The 17,538-nt window shown below is 72.0% G+C and carries 19 protein-coding genes; 7 read left to right on the top strand and 12 right to left on the bottom strand.

From position 1 onward, the window contains the following. Positions 1-15: 15 nt before the first annotated feature. The 4 genes from ACIBQ6_RS21670 (at position 16) to ACIBQ6_RS21655 (ending at position 5,758) form a co-directional block, all read left to right on the top strand. Complete coding sequence (locus tag ACIBQ6_RS21670) at positions 16-477, top strand: hypothetical protein (RefSeq protein ID WP_397213871.1); 462 nt, start codon at positions 16-18, stop codon at positions 475-477. Positions 478-1,137: 660 nt separating this feature from the next. Then, positions 1,138-2,535, top strand: coding sequence for a glutamate decarboxylase (locus ACIBQ6_RS21665; RefSeq protein ID WP_358289844.1), 1,398 nt, complete (start codon positions 1,138-1,140; stop codon positions 2,533-2,535). Positions 2,536-2,714: 179 nt separating this feature from the next. Next, positions 2,715-3,449 carry an ABC transporter ATP-binding protein gene (locus ACIBQ6_RS21660; protein WP_352320949.1) on the top strand — a complete coding sequence of 245 codons (735 nt, stop codon included), beginning with the start codon at positions 2,715-2,717 and terminating at the stop codon, positions 3,447-3,449. Continuing rightward, positions 3,446-5,758, top strand: a complete 2,313-nt coding sequence (locus ACIBQ6_RS21655; RefSeq protein WP_397214249.1) for an FtsX-like permease family protein — start codon at positions 3,446-3,448, stop codon at positions 5,756-5,758. The genes ACIBQ6_RS21660 and ACIBQ6_RS21655 overlap by 4 nt, the downstream gene beginning before the upstream one ends. A gap of 95 nt (positions 5,759-5,853) precedes the next feature. On the opposite strand, the gene ACIBQ6_RS21650 is transcribed toward ACIBQ6_RS21655, so the two are convergent. From ACIBQ6_RS21650 to ACIBQ6_RS21605, 10 genes are all read right to left on the bottom strand, one after another. Further along, positions 5,854-6,165, bottom strand: coding sequence for a gas vesicle protein K (locus ACIBQ6_RS21650; protein ID WP_358289847.1), 312 nt, complete (start codon positions 6,163-6,165; stop codon positions 5,854-5,856). Beyond that, a complete protein-coding gene (locus ACIBQ6_RS21645) occupies positions 6,149-6,388 on the bottom strand; it encodes a gas vesicle protein (protein ID WP_358289850.1) in 240 nt (79 codons plus the stop codon). Before ACIBQ6_RS21645 ends, ACIBQ6_RS21650 begins: the two co-directional genes overlap by 17 nt. Next, positions 6,375-7,163, bottom strand: a complete 789-nt coding sequence (locus ACIBQ6_RS21640) for a GvpL/GvpF family gas vesicle protein (RefSeq protein WP_397213869.1) — start codon at positions 7,161-7,163, stop codon at positions 6,375-6,377. Before ACIBQ6_RS21640 ends, ACIBQ6_RS21645 begins: the two co-directional genes overlap by 14 nt. Next, a complete protein-coding gene (gene gvpJ, locus ACIBQ6_RS21635) occupies positions 7,153-7,530 on the bottom strand; it encodes a gas vesicle protein GvpJ (protein WP_358290755.1) in 378 nt (125 codons plus the stop codon). Before gvpJ (ACIBQ6_RS21635) ends, ACIBQ6_RS21640 begins: the two co-directional genes overlap by 11 nt. A 26-nt stretch (positions 7,531-7,556) precedes the next feature. After that, positions 7,557-7,922 carry a gas vesicle protein GvpO gene (gene gvpO / locus ACIBQ6_RS21630; protein WP_358289856.1) on the bottom strand — a complete coding sequence of 122 codons (366 nt, stop codon included), beginning with the start codon at positions 7,920-7,922 and terminating at the stop codon, positions 7,557-7,559. Between the two features lie 44 nt (positions 7,923-7,966). Then, on the bottom strand, positions 7,967-8,176 hold the full coding sequence (locus ACIBQ6_RS21625; protein ID WP_397214246.1) for a gas vesicle protein GvpG: 210 nt from the start codon (positions 8,174-8,176) through the stop codon (positions 7,967-7,969). A gap of 111 nt (positions 8,177-8,287) precedes the next feature. Continuing rightward, entirely contained in the window at positions 8,288-9,091 is an 804-nt protein-coding gene (locus tag ACIBQ6_RS21620; protein WP_397213866.1) for a GvpL/GvpF family gas vesicle protein, read from the bottom strand. Between the two features lies 1 nt (position 9,092). Then, a complete protein-coding gene (gene gvpJ, locus ACIBQ6_RS21615; RefSeq protein WP_358289862.1) occupies positions 9,093-9,512 on the bottom strand; it encodes a gas vesicle protein GvpJ in 420 nt (139 codons plus the stop codon). 56 nt (positions 9,513-9,568) lie between these two features. After that, positions 9,569-11,026, bottom strand: coding sequence for an SRPBCC family protein (locus ACIBQ6_RS21610; RefSeq protein WP_397213864.1), 1,458 nt, complete (start codon positions 11,024-11,026; stop codon positions 9,569-9,571). Next, positions 11,023-11,577, bottom strand: a complete 555-nt coding sequence (locus tag ACIBQ6_RS21605; RefSeq protein WP_397213862.1) for a hypothetical protein — start codon at positions 11,575-11,577, stop codon at positions 11,023-11,025. The genes ACIBQ6_RS21610 and ACIBQ6_RS21605 overlap by 4 nt, the downstream gene beginning before the upstream one ends. Before the next feature lie 884 nt (positions 11,578-12,461). Between ACIBQ6_RS21605 and ACIBQ6_RS21600 the strand changes: the two genes are divergently transcribed. Together ACIBQ6_RS21600 and ACIBQ6_RS21595 are read left to right on the top strand one after the other, a co-directional pair. Further along, entirely contained in the window at positions 12,462-12,899 is a 438-nt protein-coding gene (locus tag ACIBQ6_RS21600) for a MarR family winged helix-turn-helix transcriptional regulator (RefSeq protein ID WP_397213860.1), read from the top strand. Beyond that, complete coding sequence (locus ACIBQ6_RS21595) at positions 12,896-13,240, top strand: nuclear transport factor 2 family protein (RefSeq protein WP_358289875.1); 345 nt, start codon at positions 12,896-12,898, stop codon at positions 13,238-13,240. Before ACIBQ6_RS21600 ends, ACIBQ6_RS21595 begins: the two co-directional genes overlap by 4 nt. Before the next feature lie 200 nt (positions 13,241-13,440). Here the strand turns inward: ACIBQ6_RS21595 and ACIBQ6_RS21590 are convergent, their stop codons facing one another. Both ACIBQ6_RS21590 and ACIBQ6_RS21585 read right to left on the bottom strand, forming a co-directional pair. Next, positions 13,441-14,103, bottom strand: coding sequence for a DUF4097 family beta strand repeat-containing protein (locus ACIBQ6_RS21590; protein ID WP_358290757.1), 663 nt, complete (start codon positions 14,101-14,103; stop codon positions 13,441-13,443). A gap of 195 nt (positions 14,104-14,298) precedes the next feature. Continuing rightward, positions 14,299-16,581 (bottom strand): SCO7613 C-terminal domain-containing membrane protein, encoded by a 2,283-nt coding sequence (locus ACIBQ6_RS21585; protein ID WP_397213858.1) that lies wholly within the window; start codon positions 16,579-16,581, stop codon positions 14,299-14,301. A 291-nt stretch (positions 16,582-16,872) separates the two neighbouring features. Here ACIBQ6_RS21585 and ACIBQ6_RS21580 point away from each other — a divergent pair, with 291 nt between their 5' ends. Beyond that, a complete protein-coding gene (locus ACIBQ6_RS21580; protein WP_397213856.1) occupies positions 16,873-17,433 on the top strand; it encodes a DUF6461 domain-containing protein in 561 nt (186 codons plus the stop codon). The last annotated feature ends 105 nt before the right edge of the window (positions 17,434-17,538 follow it).

Here is a 17,538-nt window from a genome sequence, read left to right as displayed (position 1 = left end):
TCCTACGCTCTCCCCATGAGCACCGACATCTACGGCTTCATCGAGGCCCGTCACCCGCTCGCCCACGAGGACTGGTACGAAGGCGACCCCTGGACGGCCGTCTCCATCCCGCTCCACCCGCTCTACGACGACCAGGACCACGAGTCGTTCGCCTGCCTGTTCGGCATCCGCGACCGGCTGGGGTGGCCGCCGGTCGCGGCCGGCCGCGGCCTGCCGGACGACGTGTTGGGACCGGTCCGCGCCGAGTACGAGGACACCGCCCGCCTCGACCCCGCCGTGCACGGGTGCACCTGGGTCTCCTGGGCGGAGCTGCGCGACCTGGACCTGACGGCACGCCCCGCGGCCGGATCCGTTCCCTTGACCCGCCTCGACCTGCTGGGGCCGGAGACCGAGTGGGCGGCCGTCTTCGAGGTGATGCGGGCGCTGGCGCGACGGTTCGGGCCCGACGGCGTGCGCCTGGTCGTCTGGTTCGACTGAGCGCCGGCGTCACCCGCGTTCGACAGGGGCCCGTCCCAGCGCAGACGGTGTTCCAGGAGTGGCGCGCCGCGCAGGTCCGCGCGGTCGGCGAGATCGAGCAGGACGGGCCGCGCGCCGTGCATGAGCTCCGCGACGCTGGTCATGCCCTGGATCCCGGTCGCCGGGACGACGACCACCTGATCGTCGTCTTCGTAGATGATCCTGCCGGGATCCGCCGATTCGAGGCGTACACACTCCACATCGTGCGCGGCGAGGATCGCCAGGTACCCCGGCACCCGCTCGACGAACCGGGCGGCCGACGCCTTGAACCAGGCCGCCGCCGTCGGGTTGACGTCGCGGCGGTAGACGTCGGGGTCCACGGTCGTCGGGTCGGTGAAGTTGGCCTCGTACCACGCGTTGTTCTCGCGCCTGAACGCCTCCTCCTCGTCCGACAGAAGACCCTGCTCGGCGAGGCTGTTGACCAGCCCGAACACCCCTGGGTACGTCCCGCGGCCGTTCGGCGCGGGACTCTGGAACCTCACGAACACCGGCTCTGCCGTCAACGTGCCTCTCCTCGGTGTGCGGCCCATTGGCTCTCGGTAAAACGGGCGTTGACTGACAGTAAAAACTTGCCTACTGTGAGTGCTCGACATCACAGAACTCATCGAGAAGGTGAAGCTCATGCTCAGACGAGTCGAATCCGACCGGTGGCAGGAAGCGCTCGATGTCAACCCCCTCTACAACGGCCTGGTGCCCGAGGGCGGTGTGCCCCGCTTCAAGATGCCGGCCAGCCCGATGAACCCCAGCGCGGCCCAGGCTCTCATCCGTGACGAGCTCCTTCTCGACGGCAACGCCCGGCTCAACCTTGCCACGTTCTGCACCACCTGGATGGAGCCGCAGGCCCGCGAGCTCATCGCCGAAACCCTCGACCGCAACATCGTCGACCACGACCAGTACCCGCAGACGGCCGACATCGAGGCGCGCTGCGTCAACATGCTCGACCATCTGTGGAACGATCCAAACGGCGTCAGCGTCGGCTGCTCCACGGGCGGCTCCAGCGAGGCGGCCATGCTCGGCGCGCTGGCGATGAAGTTCCAGTGGCGCGCGCGGCGCCGGGCGGCCGGGCTGCCCGTCGACCGGCCCAACCTCGTGATGGGCACCGCCGTCCACACCTGCTGGCCGAAGTTCTGCCAGTACTGGGACGTCGAGCCGCGCTGGATCCCGATCGAGGAGCCGGCCTACACGCTGTCCGCCTCCCGGCTCAGGGAGTTCTGCGACGAGAACACCATCGGCGTCGTCGGCGTGCTCGGCTCCACGCAGTGCGGCAAGTACGACCCGATCGAGCAGATGTCGGCCGAACTCGACCGGCTGGAGGCCGAGCGCGGCCTGAAGATCCCGCTGCACGTCGACGCCGCCGTGGGCGGTTTCATCACCCCGTTCCTGGAGCCCGACCGGGTGTGGGACTTCCGGCTCCCCCGGGTGCAGTCGATCAACACCTCGGGGCACAAGTTCGGCCTGGTGTACCCGGGCGTCGGCTGGATCGTCTGGCAGGAGCCCGACGCGCTGCCCGAAGACCTGGTGCTCTCCTGCGACCTGCTCGGCGGCAACATCGACACCTTCACGCTCAACTTCTCCCGCTCCGGCGCGCCGGTCGTCGCCCAGTACTACAACTTCCTGCGGCTCGGCTTCGAGGGCTACCGCGCCGTCCAGCAGACCTGCCGGGACGTGGCGACCTACCTCGGCGACGAGATCGCCAAGCTGCCCGAGCTCTCGCTCATCGCCGACGGCTCGGAACTGCCGGTGCTCGCCGTCCGGACCGCCCCCGGCTTCGACGGCTTCACCGTCTTCGACCTGGCCGAACGGCTGAAGATGCACGGCTGGCAGGCCCCGACGTACTACCTGCCGCCCAACCTGGAGCACATCGCCGTCATCCGCTTCGTCATCCGCAACGGCTTCAGCCAGGACATCGCGGCCAAGCTGCTGGCGAACCTGCGTACCGAGGTCGAGTACCTGCGTGACAACCGGGTCCCGCGGCCGCGGACGTCCGCCGAGCAGCCGGGCGTGCCGACCGGAAGGTGAGCCGGCGGTCCCACTGAAGGGCGATCCCCAGGTCCGGGGGTCGCCCTTCTCGTCGGTCGCCCGCGAGCCGTCCAGGCCCCCGGGGAAATATGGCCAAATGTCCGGATCATGAGGACGTCATGAGTGATCGGTGATCGCGTCTCTGGTCGGCGTACGCGCAGGCCAGCAGGCTTGTACCCATGACGGACGTGGTGCGGTTGGACGCCGTGAGCAAGGTGTACGGCAAGGGCCAGGGCGCGGTGGCGGCCCTGCGTGAGGTGTCGGTGGGCATCCCGCAAGGGTCGTTCACCGCCGTGATGGGCCCCTCGGGGTCGGGCAAGAGCACGTTCCTGCACTGCGCGGCCGGCCTGGACGTGCCGTCGTCCGGCTCGGTGCGGCTCGGCGGCACGGAACTGTCGGGCATGGACGAGACCGGCCTGACCGAGCTGCGCAGGCAGCGGATCGGGTTCGTGTTCCAGGCGTTCAACCTGATCCCGGCGCTGGACGTCGTCGAGAACATCACGCTCCCCCTGCGCCTGGCCAAGGCCCGCGTGGACCGCGACTGGCTGGCGGAGATCCTGCGCCGGGTCGGCCTGGAGGGCCGGACCGGACACCGGCCCGCGCAGCTCTCGGGCGGCCAGCAGCAGCGGGTGGCCATCGCCAGGGCGCTGGTCACCAGGCCGGAGGTGGTGTTCGGCGACGAGCCGACGGGCGCGCTGGACACGATGACCGCCCGCGACGTGCTGAGGCTGCTGCGCGAGGTGGTGGACGGCCTGGGCCAGACGGTGGTGATGGTGACGCACGACCCGGTGGCCGCCTCGTACGCCGACACCGTGCTGTTCCTGGCCGACGGCCGGATCGTGGACGCGATGACCGCGCCGACCGCCGACAAGGTGGCCGAGCGCATGACCAGGCTGGGAGCGTGGACGCGATGATCACCTTGGCGTTGAGGACGCTGCGGCACAGGAAGGCCGCGTTCGCCGGCGCGTTCTTCGCGCTGCTGTGCGCCGCCGCACTGGTGTGCGCGTGCCTGATGTTGCTGGAGACCGGCCTGCGCGGCGGCGTCGCCCCCGAGCGGTACGCCGGCGCCCCCGCGATCGTGGCCGCCGACCAGTACGTGCGCCAGACCGTCGACAAGGGCGACGGCAAGAGCAAGACCAAGGCCAAGCCCCTGACGGAACGCGCCTGGCTGCCCGAGTCGGTCGTGGCGGCGATCCGGGCCGACAAGGTGGTCCCCGAGGTGACGTTCCCCTTCGGCGGCTTCACCGGGCACGGCTGGGAGTCGGCCGCGCTCACCCCGTTCACCATCGCGAAGGGACGCGAGCCTAGGTCGCCGGGCGAGGTCGTCGTCGACGCGCGCGCCGGGCTCGACGTGGGCGCCGAGCTGCGCGGACACCGCGTGGTGGGCGTCACCGCGCAGGCGCTGCCGAGCCAGGACACCGTGTTCTTCAGCACCGCCGAGGCCCGCCGCCTGGCCGGTCACCCCGGCAGGGTCAGCGCGGTCGGCGTGTTCCCCGGCCTGGACCGGGCGCCCGAGGGCGCGGTGGTCTACACGGGCGACGAGCGCGGCAGGCTGGAGTTCCTGGACGCCGAGCAGGCACGGGTCAAGCTGATCAGCATGGGCGGCGCGCTGGCCGGCACGTCGCTGCTGGTCGCGATCCTGGTCGTGATGGGCACGTTCGCGCTGTCCATCCAGCAGCGGCAGCGCGAGCTGGCCCTGCTGCGCGCCGTGGCGGCCACCCCCCGGCAGGTGCGCAAGCTGGTGGGCGGCGAGGCGCTGCTGGTCGCCGGGGCGGCCGGGGTGCTGGGCGCGGCGGCGGGCATCGGCGTCGGGTTCTGGCTGCGCGCCCAGTTCGTCTCGCTCGGGACGGTCCCCGCCAACCTCGGCCTGGTGGTCAGCCCGTTCCCGCCGCTGGCCGCGCTGCTGGCCACGGTCGGCGCCGCCTGGGTCGCGGCCCGCGTGTCGGCCCGCCGGCTGACCAGGATCCGGCCGGTGGAGGCCCTGGGCGAGGCGGTCCTGGACAGCGGCAGGGTGGCCCGGTGGCGGCTGGTGGCCGGGCCGCTGGCCCTGGCCGGCGCGGCGACGCTGACGGTGGTCCTGTCGAACCTGCGCACCGAGGCGGCGGCCACGCCCGTGACGATGCTGACCGCGCTGGTCTGGACGATCGCGCTGACGCTGCTCGGCCCGCTGGTCGCACGGGTGGCCGCGGCGGTGCTGTCGGTCGCGCTGCGGGCCTCCCGGGTGGGCGGCTTCCTGGCCGCGCGCAACCTGCGCGCCAACTCGGGGTCGCTGGCCTCGGTGTTGTCGCCGCTGACCCTGATGATCGCGATGACCTGCACGATCCTCTTCGTCCAGACCACGATGGGTCACGCCGCGCAGGAGCAGGCCGACGCGGGCACCCGCGCCGAGTACGTCGTGACCGGCGTCTCCGCCGCCGAGGCGGCCAGGGTTCCCGGCGTCGAGGCCGTCACCCGGGTGCTGCGCACGACCGTCCGGTCCGGCCTGGACAAGTACGGCGCGCAGGCGGTCACCTACGACGACCGCACGATGGACCTCGGCATCGTCGCCGGCTCGATGAAGGACGTGGCCGTCAGCTCGACCGCCGCCGAGCGGCTGGGCATCGGGGTGGGCGACCCGCTGAAGCTGACGCTGGGCGACGGCACCCCCGCGACGGTGACGGTCAGCGCGGTGTACACCCGCGGGCTGGGCTTCGGCGACCTGACGTTGCCGTACGACCTGGTGGCGGGCCACGTGGACGAGCCCGCGGCGTCCCTGCTGGTCAAGGCGCCAGGGCTGACCGTGGACGCCCTGGCCGAGGCGCTGCCCGGGGCGTCGGTGCTGGACCGGGCGCGGGCCGCCGAGGTGAGCGCGTCGAACCCACAGGCCACGTTCGTGGCGCTGGGGTTGATCATCGCCTTCACCGCGATCGCCGTGGTCAACACGCTGGCCATGGCCACCTCGGCCCGCTCGGGTGAGATGCGCGCGCTGCGCCTGGCCGGCACGACGCGGCGGCAGGTGCTGCTCATGCTGCGGCTGGAGACGCTGGGCGCGGTGGCCACCGCCGTCGTGCTCGGCACCGGGGCCGCGCTGGTGACACTGGCCGCGTTCGGGGCGGGGATGACCGGGTCCGCGGTGCCGTACGTGCCGGTGGGGACGTACGCGGCGGTGGTCGGGGCGGCGGCCGTGCTGGCCCTGGCGGCCACCGCCCTGCCCGCCCGGCTCACGATGCGCTCGGCCGCGTGAGCGAACGGTCGGTCCGCCGGGCGCGCGGGGCGCCCAAGAAGCCCGAGGCGGTCAGTCCGCCGGGTGCGCGGGGTTGCCCAAGAAGCCCGAGGCGGTCAGTCCGTCGGTAGCAGGGTGCCGAGGGGGCCGAGGTCGAGGTTGAGGTCGGCGGGCGTCAGCCCGAACCGGTCGCACAACTCGGCCATGGCCTCCTCCAGCCGCATGAGGGTCAACCCCACCGCCTCCAATTGCTCCCCGGTCAGGTCGCCGTTGTCCATCCGCCGGACGCACTGGCGCTCCACCAGCTGGCGGATCAGCTCGACCAGCGTCAGCACCAGACGGCTCAGGTCGTGCTGCACCGAGTCGGCGTCCGTCTCCAGCCGCCACTCGCCGGGTCTGGCCACCCGCCCGTCAGTCGGGCTCGTCATGGCGCATCCCTCCTTCGACCGCGTCGCCCTCGCGCACGCTGACCAGCAGGGCCCGCAGCGAGATCCGCACCAGGTCGATGCCGGAGATGGACAGCACGAGGTCGCCGGTCACCACCGCCCCGCCCGCCAGCAGGCGGTCCAGCAGATCGACGAGCGCCACCCGCTGGTCGGGCAGGCGGCCCTGGGCGGCGAGCCGGGCTCCTCTCGGCTCAGGAGGCGTCACCGCGGGCCGCCTCACCGTCCTGGTCGAGGGCGGCGAAGGAGTAGGGCGCCCACGGGCCGACGAGCTCCACGGCGACCCCTCGATCGGCGACGTCCTCGATCACCCGCGCGAACTCGGCGGCGCGTGCGTCGTCCACCAGGTAGGCGCCGTTGAGGACCATCTGCTCCCGCCGTCCGGACAGCTGCGGGTCCTGGGCCCGGTGGCATCTGCCGACGACGGCGACGTCCATCAGCGCCTCGTGCACGGCCCGGGCGTGCTCGGCGGCCCGGCGCCAGTCGGCCTCCCGGCTGCGCAGGGCGGCCCGGCGGCGGTTCAGGTAGGCCGCCCCCGGCGTCGCCGTCGCGCCCTGTGGGTCGGCCGCCGGCTCCGTCCCGCCGGGAACGGCGTACGCCTTGACGCCCCACTCCCGCCGGCCGGCCACCCGCGCCAGCACCGCGTCGAACTGTTCGTGCCGCTCGTCGAGCAGCTCCCGGACCTGCGCCTCTCCCGTGTAGACGGTGACCAGCCGCACCGGCGCCGTGGGCCTGAGAGCGGCGACGGCCTCCACCACCCTGTGGTGGGCGCGCGCGGTCTCCTCCAGCCAGGCGAGGTCCTCCATCGAGCGGCGCAGCGCCTCCTCGCCGAACTCCGCCAGCGAGACCGTGCTGAGGAACGCGGCCAGACCCCGGTGCGCCAGACGGCGCACCGGCGCGCCCGCCACCCCCGCCAGGCCGTCAGGCCCCTCGCCCTCGTCGCGGGTGACCGCGTAAAGGTAGACGCCCTGGTCAGTGGCCACGCTCGACCGCCTCAGGCACGTGGCCGGGCGCGTGCCCGGTCGCGGCGCCGCCTTCCACCACCCGGGCGGACACCATCTCCTCAAGGGCCGCGAGACGGCGGCGCAGCTTGCGGTTCTCCTTCGCCAGCTCCTGGGTGCCACCGGTGAGCCACGGGTCGTGCTCCCACCAGTCGATGCCCATCTCGCGGGCCGTGTCGACCGAGGCGATGAGCAGGCGCAGCTTGATCGTCAGCAGCTCGATGTCGAGCAGGTTCACCTGGATGTCGCCGGCGATCACCACGCCCCGGTCGAGCACCCGTTCCAGGATGTCGCCGAGATTGGCCGACTCGCGGCCGCCGGAGGCCGGCTGGTACGACGCCCCGGGCATGTACGGGCTCGACCGCACGTTGGCGCTCACCGCGAGCCCTCGGCGAGGTCGCCGCTGCCGCGCTTGTACCGGCGCACCCGTCGATAGGACAGGAGGCCGCCCGACATGTCGAGTTCGAGCTCGTACAGGGCCAGGGTGTCACCGGAGGACGGGATCCGGCGGTCCTCCACCATCTCCACGCCGACCAGCCACCCGTCCTCGGCCGGCTCGACCAGCGTGACGCTCTCGGCCTCCTTGCCGGTCAGCTCGGTCATCATCCGCAACCCGACCCCGGCCACCTCGGCGGCCGGCATGTCCGCCGCACGCGTGCGAGGCGGCCCCTCGCCGCCGGTTGCCGCATGCCCTGTCGTCCCCGGCACGCGCTTGTGCTCGGTCTCCTGCCTGGCAGGCACCACGTCACCCCCGTACTCCCCTGGTGCGGCCCCCCGCTAGCGCCTCACCAGCCGACCATCCCCCGCAAGATCTCCTCCACCGCCCGGTCCTCCTCCTCCGCGGAGATCCGGCCGTCGGCCCTGGCCTGCTCCACCGCCTCCAGACGGCGCCGGACCACGGCCGGGTCGTGCAGCTCGCGCTCGACCTGGTCGCGCATGAGCTCGCCGAGCTTGACGACCGCGTAGAGCGGCATGAGTGGCCAGCCAAAAAGCAACGTCCCCAGTCCCAAGGATGTTCACTCCTCCCAGGTGCCCGCGTCGTGCCGGCGCGGTCAGCTCGTGCCGACGAAGCCGTACGGTCAGCTCGTGCTGACCAAGCCGTACGGTCAGCTCGTGCCGACGAAGTCGTACGGCGCCATCGGCCCCAGCAGCCGCAGCTCGACGCGTCCCGACCAGCGGCGGGCCAGCTCGTCCACGGCCTGTTCGAACTCGGCCCGCCGGTCGTCCGCCACCAGCGCGGCCACGTGCGCGGCGTCCCGTTCGTGGGAGGGCTCGCGCACGGCCAGCTGTTCGCAGACGTCGGAGAGCTCGTCCACCACCGTCGCGGTGTCGGCCTCGCGCTTGTCCGCGATCGTGCCCTCGATGATCTCGCCGAGCCGCATGCGCTCGTTGCGCGTCGCGTCCTCCGAGCGGCCGGTGATCTGCTGCCGGAGACTCGCGGCCTCGCCGTTCTCACGCAGGATCTCGGTCAGGATCGCGCGCTCGTCGTACCGGCCGTTGACGACGTACTGCGTCCGGCCCTCCACCTGCTGAAGGGCGTCGGCGAACTGGTCGTGGTACGGCTTCAGCAGCTCCTCCACCACGGCCTCGGAGTTCGTCAGCACCGCCCCGAACCGGAACGGCAGCACCGGCACCTCCGCCGCGGTCTGGTCGAGCAGCCGCTGGTGCGCCTGAAGGTCGCGCGGGCGGCCGAGCGGGCGGTCCGGCTCGACGTCGCTCACCAGAGCGGCGACCTGGCCGAACGGCACCAGCCGCACGTCCCCGCCGGGATCCCCCACCCCCTTGGTCCCGGGCTCCACCTCGACGTCCATCGGTACGATCCCGTACACGTAGGACGCGTAGCCGTTCATGCTCGCCTGCGACGTGTCCTCGGACCCGGCGGCCTCCGCGGCCTCTCTGTGTGGCGACATCTCAGTCATCCTCTCTACGACGTGCCCGGCGCGGCTCTTCCTCGCGGTCCACGACCTCACCCGTGAGCTCCTGCAACTCGTCGGGCTCGTCGGAGGCGGCCTCCAGCTCCCCGGCGTCAGGCTGGCTCGCCTGGCCGACGGCCCTGGCCGCCGTCACGCCCTCGACCACCTCCGGCAGACCCTTCTCGGTGGCCGACAGGTCGAGGCGGTTGGCCGCCTCCGCGAAGCGCAGGTACGTGTCCACGCTGGCCACGACGATCCGGGTGTCGATCGTCAGCACCTCGATGCCGACGAGCGAGACCCGGACGAAGGCGTCGATGACGAGGCCCTTGTCGAGGATGGTGTCGATGACGTCCGCCAGACTTGTCCCCGCGGTGCCGCTGCTGGCCGGTGTACCGCGACCGGCAGGCTGAACGGTCATGTCGTTCCCCCTGGTTCTGGGTGGCCGGGCCCTCGGCGACAGGCCCTGACGAGTGGCTACTCGGCTCGGATCCGGCGCCGGCGTACCGGGCGGTCGTGCTCGGCGGACCGGCGGGTGGGCGCTCCGGCGCGACGCCGCGCCACGGCCGGAGCCGCGGGACGCTCCTCGGGCTCCTCTTCCTCCTCCTCCTCTCCTTCTTCTTCCTCCTCGGGCTCCTCGAACTCTCCCTCTTCCTCCTCGAACTCCCCTTCTTCTTCCTCGGGCTCCTCCTCTTCTTCCTCTTCCTCCTCCTCGGGCTCCTCTTCGTACTCCTCCTCGGGCTCTTCGGCTTCCGCCCGCTCGCCCTCCTCGGGCTCTTCCGCTTCCGCCCGCTCGCCCTCCTCGGGCTCTTCCGCTTCCGCCCGCTCGCCCTCCTCGGGCTGCTGCTCCTCGGCTTCCTGCTGCTCCCGCTCCTCCTGGACGGCGGTCTCGTGATCCTTGACGACCTGACTGTCGCGGATCTCGCCGCGCCAGCCTTCCAGCTCGTCGGGCTTCAGCAGCAGGTGCGCCATCACGTGCCGTCTGAAGTGCTTGAGCTCCAGGCGTACGCGCCGGCCCTGGGCGCGCCACAGGTTGCCGGTGCGCTCGAACAGGCCCTGCGGGTGGTACTCCAGCACGACCAGGACCCGGGTCAGGTCGGGCGAGACCTCATGGAAGGTCACCGCTCCGTCGACATACCCCTTCGCGCCTTCGGACCGCCAGATGATCCGCTGGTCGGGGATCTGCTCGATGATGTGCGCCTTCCAGGTCCGGTGCGACCAGAAGACCTGGGCCTTCCAGGACAGCTCCTCGTCGGACTCCTGGTTGATGGTCTCGACCTTCTTCATGAAGGTCGGGAAGTCCTGGAACTGGGTCCACTGGTCGTACACCAGGCGCCGGGGCGCACCGATGTCGATCGACTCGACGATGTTGGTGATCTTCGCGTGGCCGGCTTTCCCGCCGCCACGGCCGGTGATCTTCTGCCAGATGCCTTTGAGTCCTCCCTTGAGGCCCCCCTTGATGCCTCCCTTCAGACCTCCCGTGAGGCCGCCTTTCAGGGCTCCGCTCATGAAGCCGGGCTTGTCCGAGCCCGTGACCGCGCTCATCAAGCCCTTTCCGCCGTGTTCGACGTAATCGGTGAGCCGGCCGGTCAGTCCTTCGAGCTTGTCCCCGGCGGAGGACAACACGCGCGTGCCCGCCGCCTGCAGGAGCCCCTGCGCGGACTGCACGAGCCGGTCCATCGGCAGGTTGTCGGCGATGCCCTGGCCGGCCTCCCCGGCCTTCCCCGCGACGTCCCCTGCCTTTCCGGTGACGTCTCCGGCCTTACCGGTGACGTCCCCGGCCTTACCCGTGACGTCCCCGGCCTTACCCGTGACGTCCTCGACCGTGCCCGTCGCGGCCTGACCGGCTCGACGGGCCGTTCCGGCGGCCTTGCCCAGGGCTTCCCCGCCGCTTCCGGTCGCCGTCCTCTTCGCTGCATCAGCCACCGCACTCACCTCCGTGACTGGCCGACCCGCCGGACAGGACGTGTCCGCCGCTGCCCTCTGTGACCCTCATGACCCTCTTGACCCTCGGGCCTGCGTCTGGCCTGCTCCGGCGCCTCGGGTTCCTCTTCGTCGTCGTCCTCCTGGTAGCGATCGCTTTCGTCGTAGTCCTCCTCGCCGTAGTCGGCTTCCTCGTCCCTGGATGCCTGCCGCTTCGTGGGCTGCGGCTCGGCTTCTTCTTCCTGCGCGGTCCCGGACTTCTCCCCACGCTCCTGGAGCTTGTGGGTCAGGGAGTCGATCTGCTTGGTGGCCGCGGAGATCACCGCCGCCTTGCCGACTTCCATGAGTTCGCCGCGAAGGCGGCCGGTCATCCGCTGAATCTCAGGATTGGAGCCGAGGGTCTTGACGCCTTGCGCCAGCAGGCCACCAGCCGCACCCTGGCCGCAGCTGGCGCGTCCCGCCAGCCCGGCCGCCGCCAGTGCCGCGGCCGTGCGCAACTTGTGGCGCCTGCCGAGGTAGTACCCGGCGAGTACGGCAAAGGCCATCTGCAATCTGCTCGACATGGTCAGCTCTCCTTCCGCTCGCTCACCATCTCGACCCGCACTGGAGTCACAGTGCGCGGTCCCAGTGCGCGCGGACAGACCCCGAACACGCCGACGCCTGCTCGCCGCGGCTTGACCTACCCGGAAAACCGACAAAGCACCCAATTAGCGAAAAACGGGACAGGGAGTTGGTGTGCGGGCGCGAATCCAAGCCGACCCATCAGGGCGTGTTTAGCCTCGCCTGCCCCCGGGCTCAGACGAGCGGGAGTGTCAGGACCTGGGCCCGACCTGCCCAAGGATCCGCCAACTCCCGAACCGGACTGCTTGCGCCGAGCGTCATACGGGCCAGACGGCAACCGTCTGAGCGTGATCTCGGAGGCGACCATGAACGACCTGCCATCTTCCGTGTTCATCCGTCCGGCCCCATCCCGGTCCGCGGCACGCGGCAAGGGCGTCCTTCCGCCGTCCGCGCTCTTCCGGGGATCGCCGCTCGCCCCTCGGAGGCGTTTCGGCCACGTCTTCGTCGTCATCGCGGTCGCCCTCTCGCTCGGGACGGGCGTGTTCGTCGGATTCACGGTCAGCCGTGGGCTGCAGGAGGAAGCCCAGGGGCGCGGGCCGGCGGGCGTCGCGAGGGCGGCCGTCCCGCAGGCGGCCCCGTCCGCGCCTCCTCGGCCACTGGCCGCCCAACCGCCCCACCCGGTCACGCGGCCGAAGACCGCGGCGAAACACACAGCGAAACACAGGGCGAAGCACACGGCGAAGCACACGGCGAGGAAGCCGCAGCACGCGAAGAGGCGGAGGCACCACCACTCGCCGTGCGCCAGGTTCGAGGGGTTGCGGGCGCGCGTGTGCCACACGATCTTCCGCTGACTCTTGAGCTTGTCAAGAGTTGCCGATATAAAAAGATGGTGCACGAAGAGACCGCTGAGGACACGTTCTTCCGGGAGCTCGGAGGCGCCTGCGCCGAGCTCCGGCAGGCGTTCGCCCGGCACGTGGGCATGAGCCCCCACCGGGTCCAACTGCTCATCCGCCTGCGGCGCGACGGCGAGACCAGCCACAGCGAGCTGCGCCGGACGCTCGGCATCGACGGCGCGAGCGTCACCCGGCTGGTCAAGGAGTTCGAGGCCGAAGGGCTGGTCAGCCGCCGCCTGGACCCGGCGGACAACCGCTACACCCTGTCCGCGCTCACCCCCGCCGGCGAACGATGCGCGGCCGATCTCGACCGCTCGCACCAGGCGTACCAGGAGCGGCTCCTCGACGGCGTCCCGCCGCACCAGCGGGACCTCGTCCTGGACGCCCTGCGCCGCGTCCGCGCGAACATGACCGAACAGGAGAGCCGATGACCGAGGACGCACGGGCCGCGGCCCACCGCATGTACGCCGCCTTCAACGCCCGCGACCACGCCGCCACGACGGAGATCTTCGCGGCGGACTTCCACAGCCACCCCTTGGGCACGACCGGCCCCGACAGCGTCTCCCAGGCGTGGCGGCGGTTCCACGAGGCGTTCCCCGAGGTCCAGGTGGTCGTCGAGGACCTGATCGTCGAGGGGGACACGGTCGCCGTCCGCACGAGCGTGCACGGCATTCCCGACCGGGAGCCACCGACCATGCTGGAGATGTTGCGGGTGCGCGACGGACGGATCGCCGAACTGTGGGGCCTGTCCTCGCTGCGACGCGACTCCTGAGCCCGGCCTTCCCCGCAACGCAGAAGAGGCCCCGAAGGGCCTCTGACCTGCTGTTGGAACCGGCGGCCGGCGCAAGGTCCCGAGCTCGCGCGGGCTTGGCCGACAGTTTCACAGTCCCGCCAGATGAGCGCTCTGACCTGTGGCTTCTTCCTGAGGGCGGTTCCGGCGGGTTGGCCCGCCATCTCGTCGGAAGCCGGGGGTCACAGGCTGCGGGCGGTGATGTCGCCGTTGGAGGTGGTGGCGTGGATGTCGAGCTCGACGGTGCCGTCGTTCTTGAGTGCGTTGGTGATGCGGCCGTGGCTGGTGCCGGCGTCCAGGGCCGCCGAGACGCCGTTGGCGGCGGTGATCGAGATGTCGCCGGACTGGGTGCGGAGCACGACCTTGCCGCCCGCGGCCTCGGCGATCCGGATGTCCCCGCGTGCGGTGCTGATCTCCGCGGGCCCGCCCAGCCGGCCGACCTCGACGTCGCCGTCCACCGCGGTGAGGCGAAGGCTCGCGGCCTCCTCGATCTCGATCCGGCTGTACGCGCCTTCGAAGGCGACGTCGCCGAGGCGTCCGGTGGTCCGCAGCTCGGCGCTGGCCGCCTTGGCCTCGACGCGGGAGCCGGCCGGCAGCTGGACCGTCACCTCGATCGACCCGGACGGGCCGAGGATCTGGCTCTTCGCCGCGGTCGCGATCCGCAGGACGCCGTCGGCGTAGTCGACCGTGGTCTGCTCCGCCGCCTGCACGTCGCGGCTCTTCGAGGCGTTGGCGGGCCGGACCTCGACCGTGGTGTCGCTCCGGTCGTCCGCCACGAACTGCACGCGTCCGGCGGGGATGTCGAGGACGACGCGGACGGGGGCGGGGGTGGTGAACTGCATGATGCTCTCCTGCGAGTGATGGTCTCCGACGCCCGCCCCTGGAGGGACGGGCACTTGGCCCGCTTCGCGGCCCTGGGGCCGCATCGCTGAACCGTTCATGGGTCAACCATCGCGGGCCGCTCTGATACCGCGCCGTCACCGCCCTGACATGGCCGCTGACATCCGGCAGGACGCGGCCGGCCCCCGCCGCCCTGGGCCTCAGCCCATCGTCGCGAGGGTGTCGCGCAGCCGCCGCAGGTCGCGCATGCGGGCCTCGTACGTCGCCCCGACCACCACGAGCAGCAGGCCGCCCACGGCGATCGGCACCCAGCGCGGCACGGCGAGGAACAGCTCCGACACGTACGGGGCCAGTTCCCGCACCACGACCCCGGCGACCACGACCGCGCCGATCGACGTGGGCGCCTGGAGCTTGGACCGGACCCCGGCGAGCAGCACCGCCAGCGCCAGCACGCCGAGCGCCAGCGACCGCCGCCATTCGGCGTCCGAGTACACCGCCACCAGGCTGGGCAGCATCGTGAAGGAGAGACCCGGCCCGTAGGCGGCCCACGACGTGACCGCCGCGCCGCGCCGCCGCCACCAGCCGGATCCCAGCAGCACCAGCGAGCACGGCACGGTGTACGCCTCGACGACGGTGACCTCGTCCGCCCCCAGCCGCAGCCACGACGCCAGCAGCAGCAGGACGGCGCCGGCGTACCTGAGGCCGGTCCCGCCGCTCCGGCCGGCCGGGCCCGTCCACAGCGACATGAGCAGCACCAGCACCCCCGCCACGGCGAACCCCATGCTCCCCGCGACCAGGACGCGCACGCCCAGCGAGAGCCCCGCCGCCATCGCCTCCAGGCCGAGGAACAGGGCGGCGAAGCCGGCTCCCCAGAGCCGGAGCTCCTTCGGCCTGGCCGACAGCGCCATCGCGGCGGCCGCCGCCGCCAGGATCGGCAGCACGATCAGCGTCGCGGGCTCGCTGCCGAACGCGTACGCCGCCGCCCGGACCGAGACGGGAGCGGCGACGAGCGCGCAGGCCACCGCCCACCAGGGCGTCCGGCCACGGATGGCGGCCACCGCGAGTGCGACGGCCGACGCCGCCTGCGCCGCCGTCGCGACCGGGTAGGGCATCCCGAAGGCTTGGGGGGCGACCGCGATCGCGAGCGCCCCGGCCACCAACGCCCCGGCCGCCGCCACCTTGACCAACCACCCACCATGGCCGCGCCCGGCCCCCGCCAGGAGGGCGGCCGCCGGTATGGCCAGGATCACCACGTCCACCGGCGACGCCGTCTCGAACGGCGGCCACTCCCGCCCGTTCCAGGCGCCCGTCCAGAGGACGTCCAGCCAGGCGAACGGCGCCGCCAGGGTGACCACGAGCCGGGGCAGCACTGTCAACGTGGTCACCAGCGCCACCAGCCCGCCGGTGCCCATGACCGCCGCCCGTACCCGCCGCCAGGGCAACCGGCAGGCGGCGAGCACCACCCCGAGCGCCGGGACGAGGTAGGCCAGGGGACGCCAGTCCGTGCCCGGACCGTCCAGCATCGGTTGCGCCAGCGCCGCCGGCACGGCGATCAGCGTGAGCGCGGTCCCGACGGCGACCGCGGAGCCCCAGATCTCCCTCTCGGCGTCGCCCCGCCTGGCCAGCAGCCAGGTCACCCACCCGCCGAGCAGCACCAAGGCGACCAGCAGCACCGACCTGACCAGCGCCTGACCGACGGAAGGCGATCCCAGCGCGTACGGCACGCCGCTCAGCAGGGCGAGGACCGCGACCCCGCTGCCGGTCGAGGCGGCCGTCACCCGCACCGCTCCCCGGCCGCGGCGGACCAGGGCGACGTCCAGCGCCGCCGTCGCCACCAGCGCGGCCACCAGCCAGGTCACCGACCAGTCTCCGACCAGCAGCGCCAGGACCGGCTGCGCCAGCACCACGGCGACGGGACCAGGCCCGCGAAGCCGGGTGATCCGGGCATAGGCCACCAGGATCAGCGCGGTGAGCCCGAACACGCCCGCCGTGTACTGCAACACGTCGAGGGAGTCCACCCCGAGGAGTCCCACCCGCCTGGCCGCGTAGCCGTCGAGCAGCAGCAACGCGACCGCGAACCCGGCCATGGTCTCTGCCGTCGCGGTGAGCCTGCGCCGGATCAGCACGACCGGCGCCAGCATCACCAGCGCGGTGAACGCGGCCAGCACGGCCGCGCGCCCGCCTATGCCCAGCTGGCCCCAGCTCACCACGGTGAACACCGCCGCCGCCACCGTCAGCAGCAGACCACCGAGGATGAGCAGGACATTCTTCGCGGTACCCGTGGAAACCTCCGGCCTCGCCGCGCCAGGGCCCGCACCCCCGGATCCGGCCGCCACCCCCGGATCCGGCGGCAACACGCTCGCCTCTGGCTGACCCGCCGCACCGGCGCTCGCCGCTTCGGCACGTAAGGCGCCGAGCAGTTCCGTACGGCGGGCCTGCAGCCCGGCGAGCTGGTCCCCCAAGCCGGCGAGAGCCTGATCCACCTGCCAGAGCTCATGCGCGACAGGGCCCTGCAGAGGCAGCGCACACGCCGGGCATCTGGAAACCGGCTCCTGAAGCCCGGCCCCGGACAACATCACCCCGCAGCCCGGACACTTCATGTTTCCCTGCACCGACACTCCGTTTGAGCCCGACGAGATGACCCATATTGCACCGTGACGTCCTTGCGAATCACTGTCATCGGTTGTCGTAGCGGATTCCGGCCCGACTGATCGAGCGGCGGATCCGCGGCCTGGTCTAGGCTGACGGCCACCCGAAACGATCCAGGAGCGCGCATGGGCGGGGCGACCTCGGCAGACTACGCCTGGTTGAGCGACCGGTGGACCGACGGTGTCGGCACCACCGTCTTGTGCATCACGTTCGTCCGTGACCTGTCCCCCGCCGACGCCCTCCGACGGATCAAGGTCATCCCTGGCACTCGCGGCGACTTCAACGTCGCCGCCTACGCCGCTCGGGGCGGAACCGTCCTCACCGACACGGGATGGGCCACCAAGTACGTCAGCAACCTGGCCGAACCGTTGTCATTGGGCACGGCCGTGGCCATGGTGTTCGCCAATGTCGAGGACTCGGACTTCACCTACAGGGTGAACGACCGTCTGATCACCACGTTCGGCCTGTACGGCTACCGCTACCGCTACCGGGAGGGCGACGATCCCGACCGGCTGCTCGCGGATGTCCGCGAACTGGGCCTGTACGACGCCGGGGACGGATACCACGAAGACCCCATCCCCGGCGCTCTGGCCCTCGCCTCCCGCGCCACCGGCGTACACCTGTCCCGCGCCCACTACGCCCGACCGGCCCTCACGGGTTCGACCGATCACCTCATGGAAGGTTGACCGCGCCGAGGACTGCGCCGAGGACTGCGCCGACGGCCACCCGGCGCCCGTCCCCCTCCTCGGGTCTTCACGACGGTCAACCGCACCACAAGTGCGGCACACCGC

Origin of the sequence: Nonomuraea sp. NPDC049655 (assembly GCF_044465465.1) — a bacterium.
Taxonomy (GTDB): Bacteria; Actinomycetota; Actinomycetes; order Streptosporangiales; family Streptosporangiaceae; genus Nonomuraea.
This window is presented reverse-complemented; position numbering and strand designations above follow the sequence as displayed.

Coding starts and splice junctions, on each gene's coding strand:
- ACIBQ6_RS21620 (WP_397213866.1), bottom strand. CDS start 9,091: ATGTCGCCACACAGAGAGGCCGCGGAGGCCGCCGGGTCCGAGGACACG.
- ACIBQ6_RS21605 (WP_397213862.1), bottom strand. CDS start 11,577: ATGTCGAGCAGATTGCAGATGGCCTTTGCCGTACTCGCCGGGTACTAC.
- ACIBQ6_RS21650 (WP_358289847.1), bottom strand. CDS start 6,165: ATGACGAGCCCGACTGACGGGCGGGTGGCCAGACCCGGCGAGTGGCGG.
- ACIBQ6_RS21580 (WP_397213856.1), top strand. CDS start 16,873: ATGGGCGGGGCGACCTCGGCAGACTACGCCTGGTTGAGCGACCGGTGG.
- ACIBQ6_RS21665 (WP_358289844.1), top strand. CDS start 1,138: ATGCTCAGACGAGTCGAATCCGACCGGTGGCAGGAAGCGCTCGATGTC.
- ACIBQ6_RS21655 (WP_397214249.1), top strand. CDS start 3,446: ATGATCACCTTGGCGTTGAGGACGCTGCGGCACAGGAAGGCCGCGTTC.
- ACIBQ6_RS21595 (WP_358289875.1), top strand. CDS start 12,896: ATGACCGAGGACGCACGGGCCGCGGCCCACCGCATGTACGCCGCCTTC.
- gvpJ (WP_358290755.1), bottom strand. CDS start 7,530: ATGCCCGGGGCGTCGTACCAGCCGGCCTCCGGCGGCCGCGAGTCGGCC.
- ACIBQ6_RS21670 (WP_397213871.1), top strand. CDS start 16: ATGAGCACCGACATCTACGGCTTCATCGAGGCCCGTCACCCGCTCGCC.
- ACIBQ6_RS21660 (WP_352320949.1), top strand. CDS start 2,715: ATGACGGACGTGGTGCGGTTGGACGCCGTGAGCAAGGTGTACGGCAAG.
- gvpJ (WP_358289862.1), bottom strand. CDS start 9,512: ATGACCGTTCAGCCTGCCGGTCGCGGTACACCGGCCAGCAGCGGCACC.
- ACIBQ6_RS21600 (WP_397213860.1), top strand. CDS start 12,462: ATGGTGCACGAAGAGACCGCTGAGGACACGTTCTTCCGGGAGCTCGGA.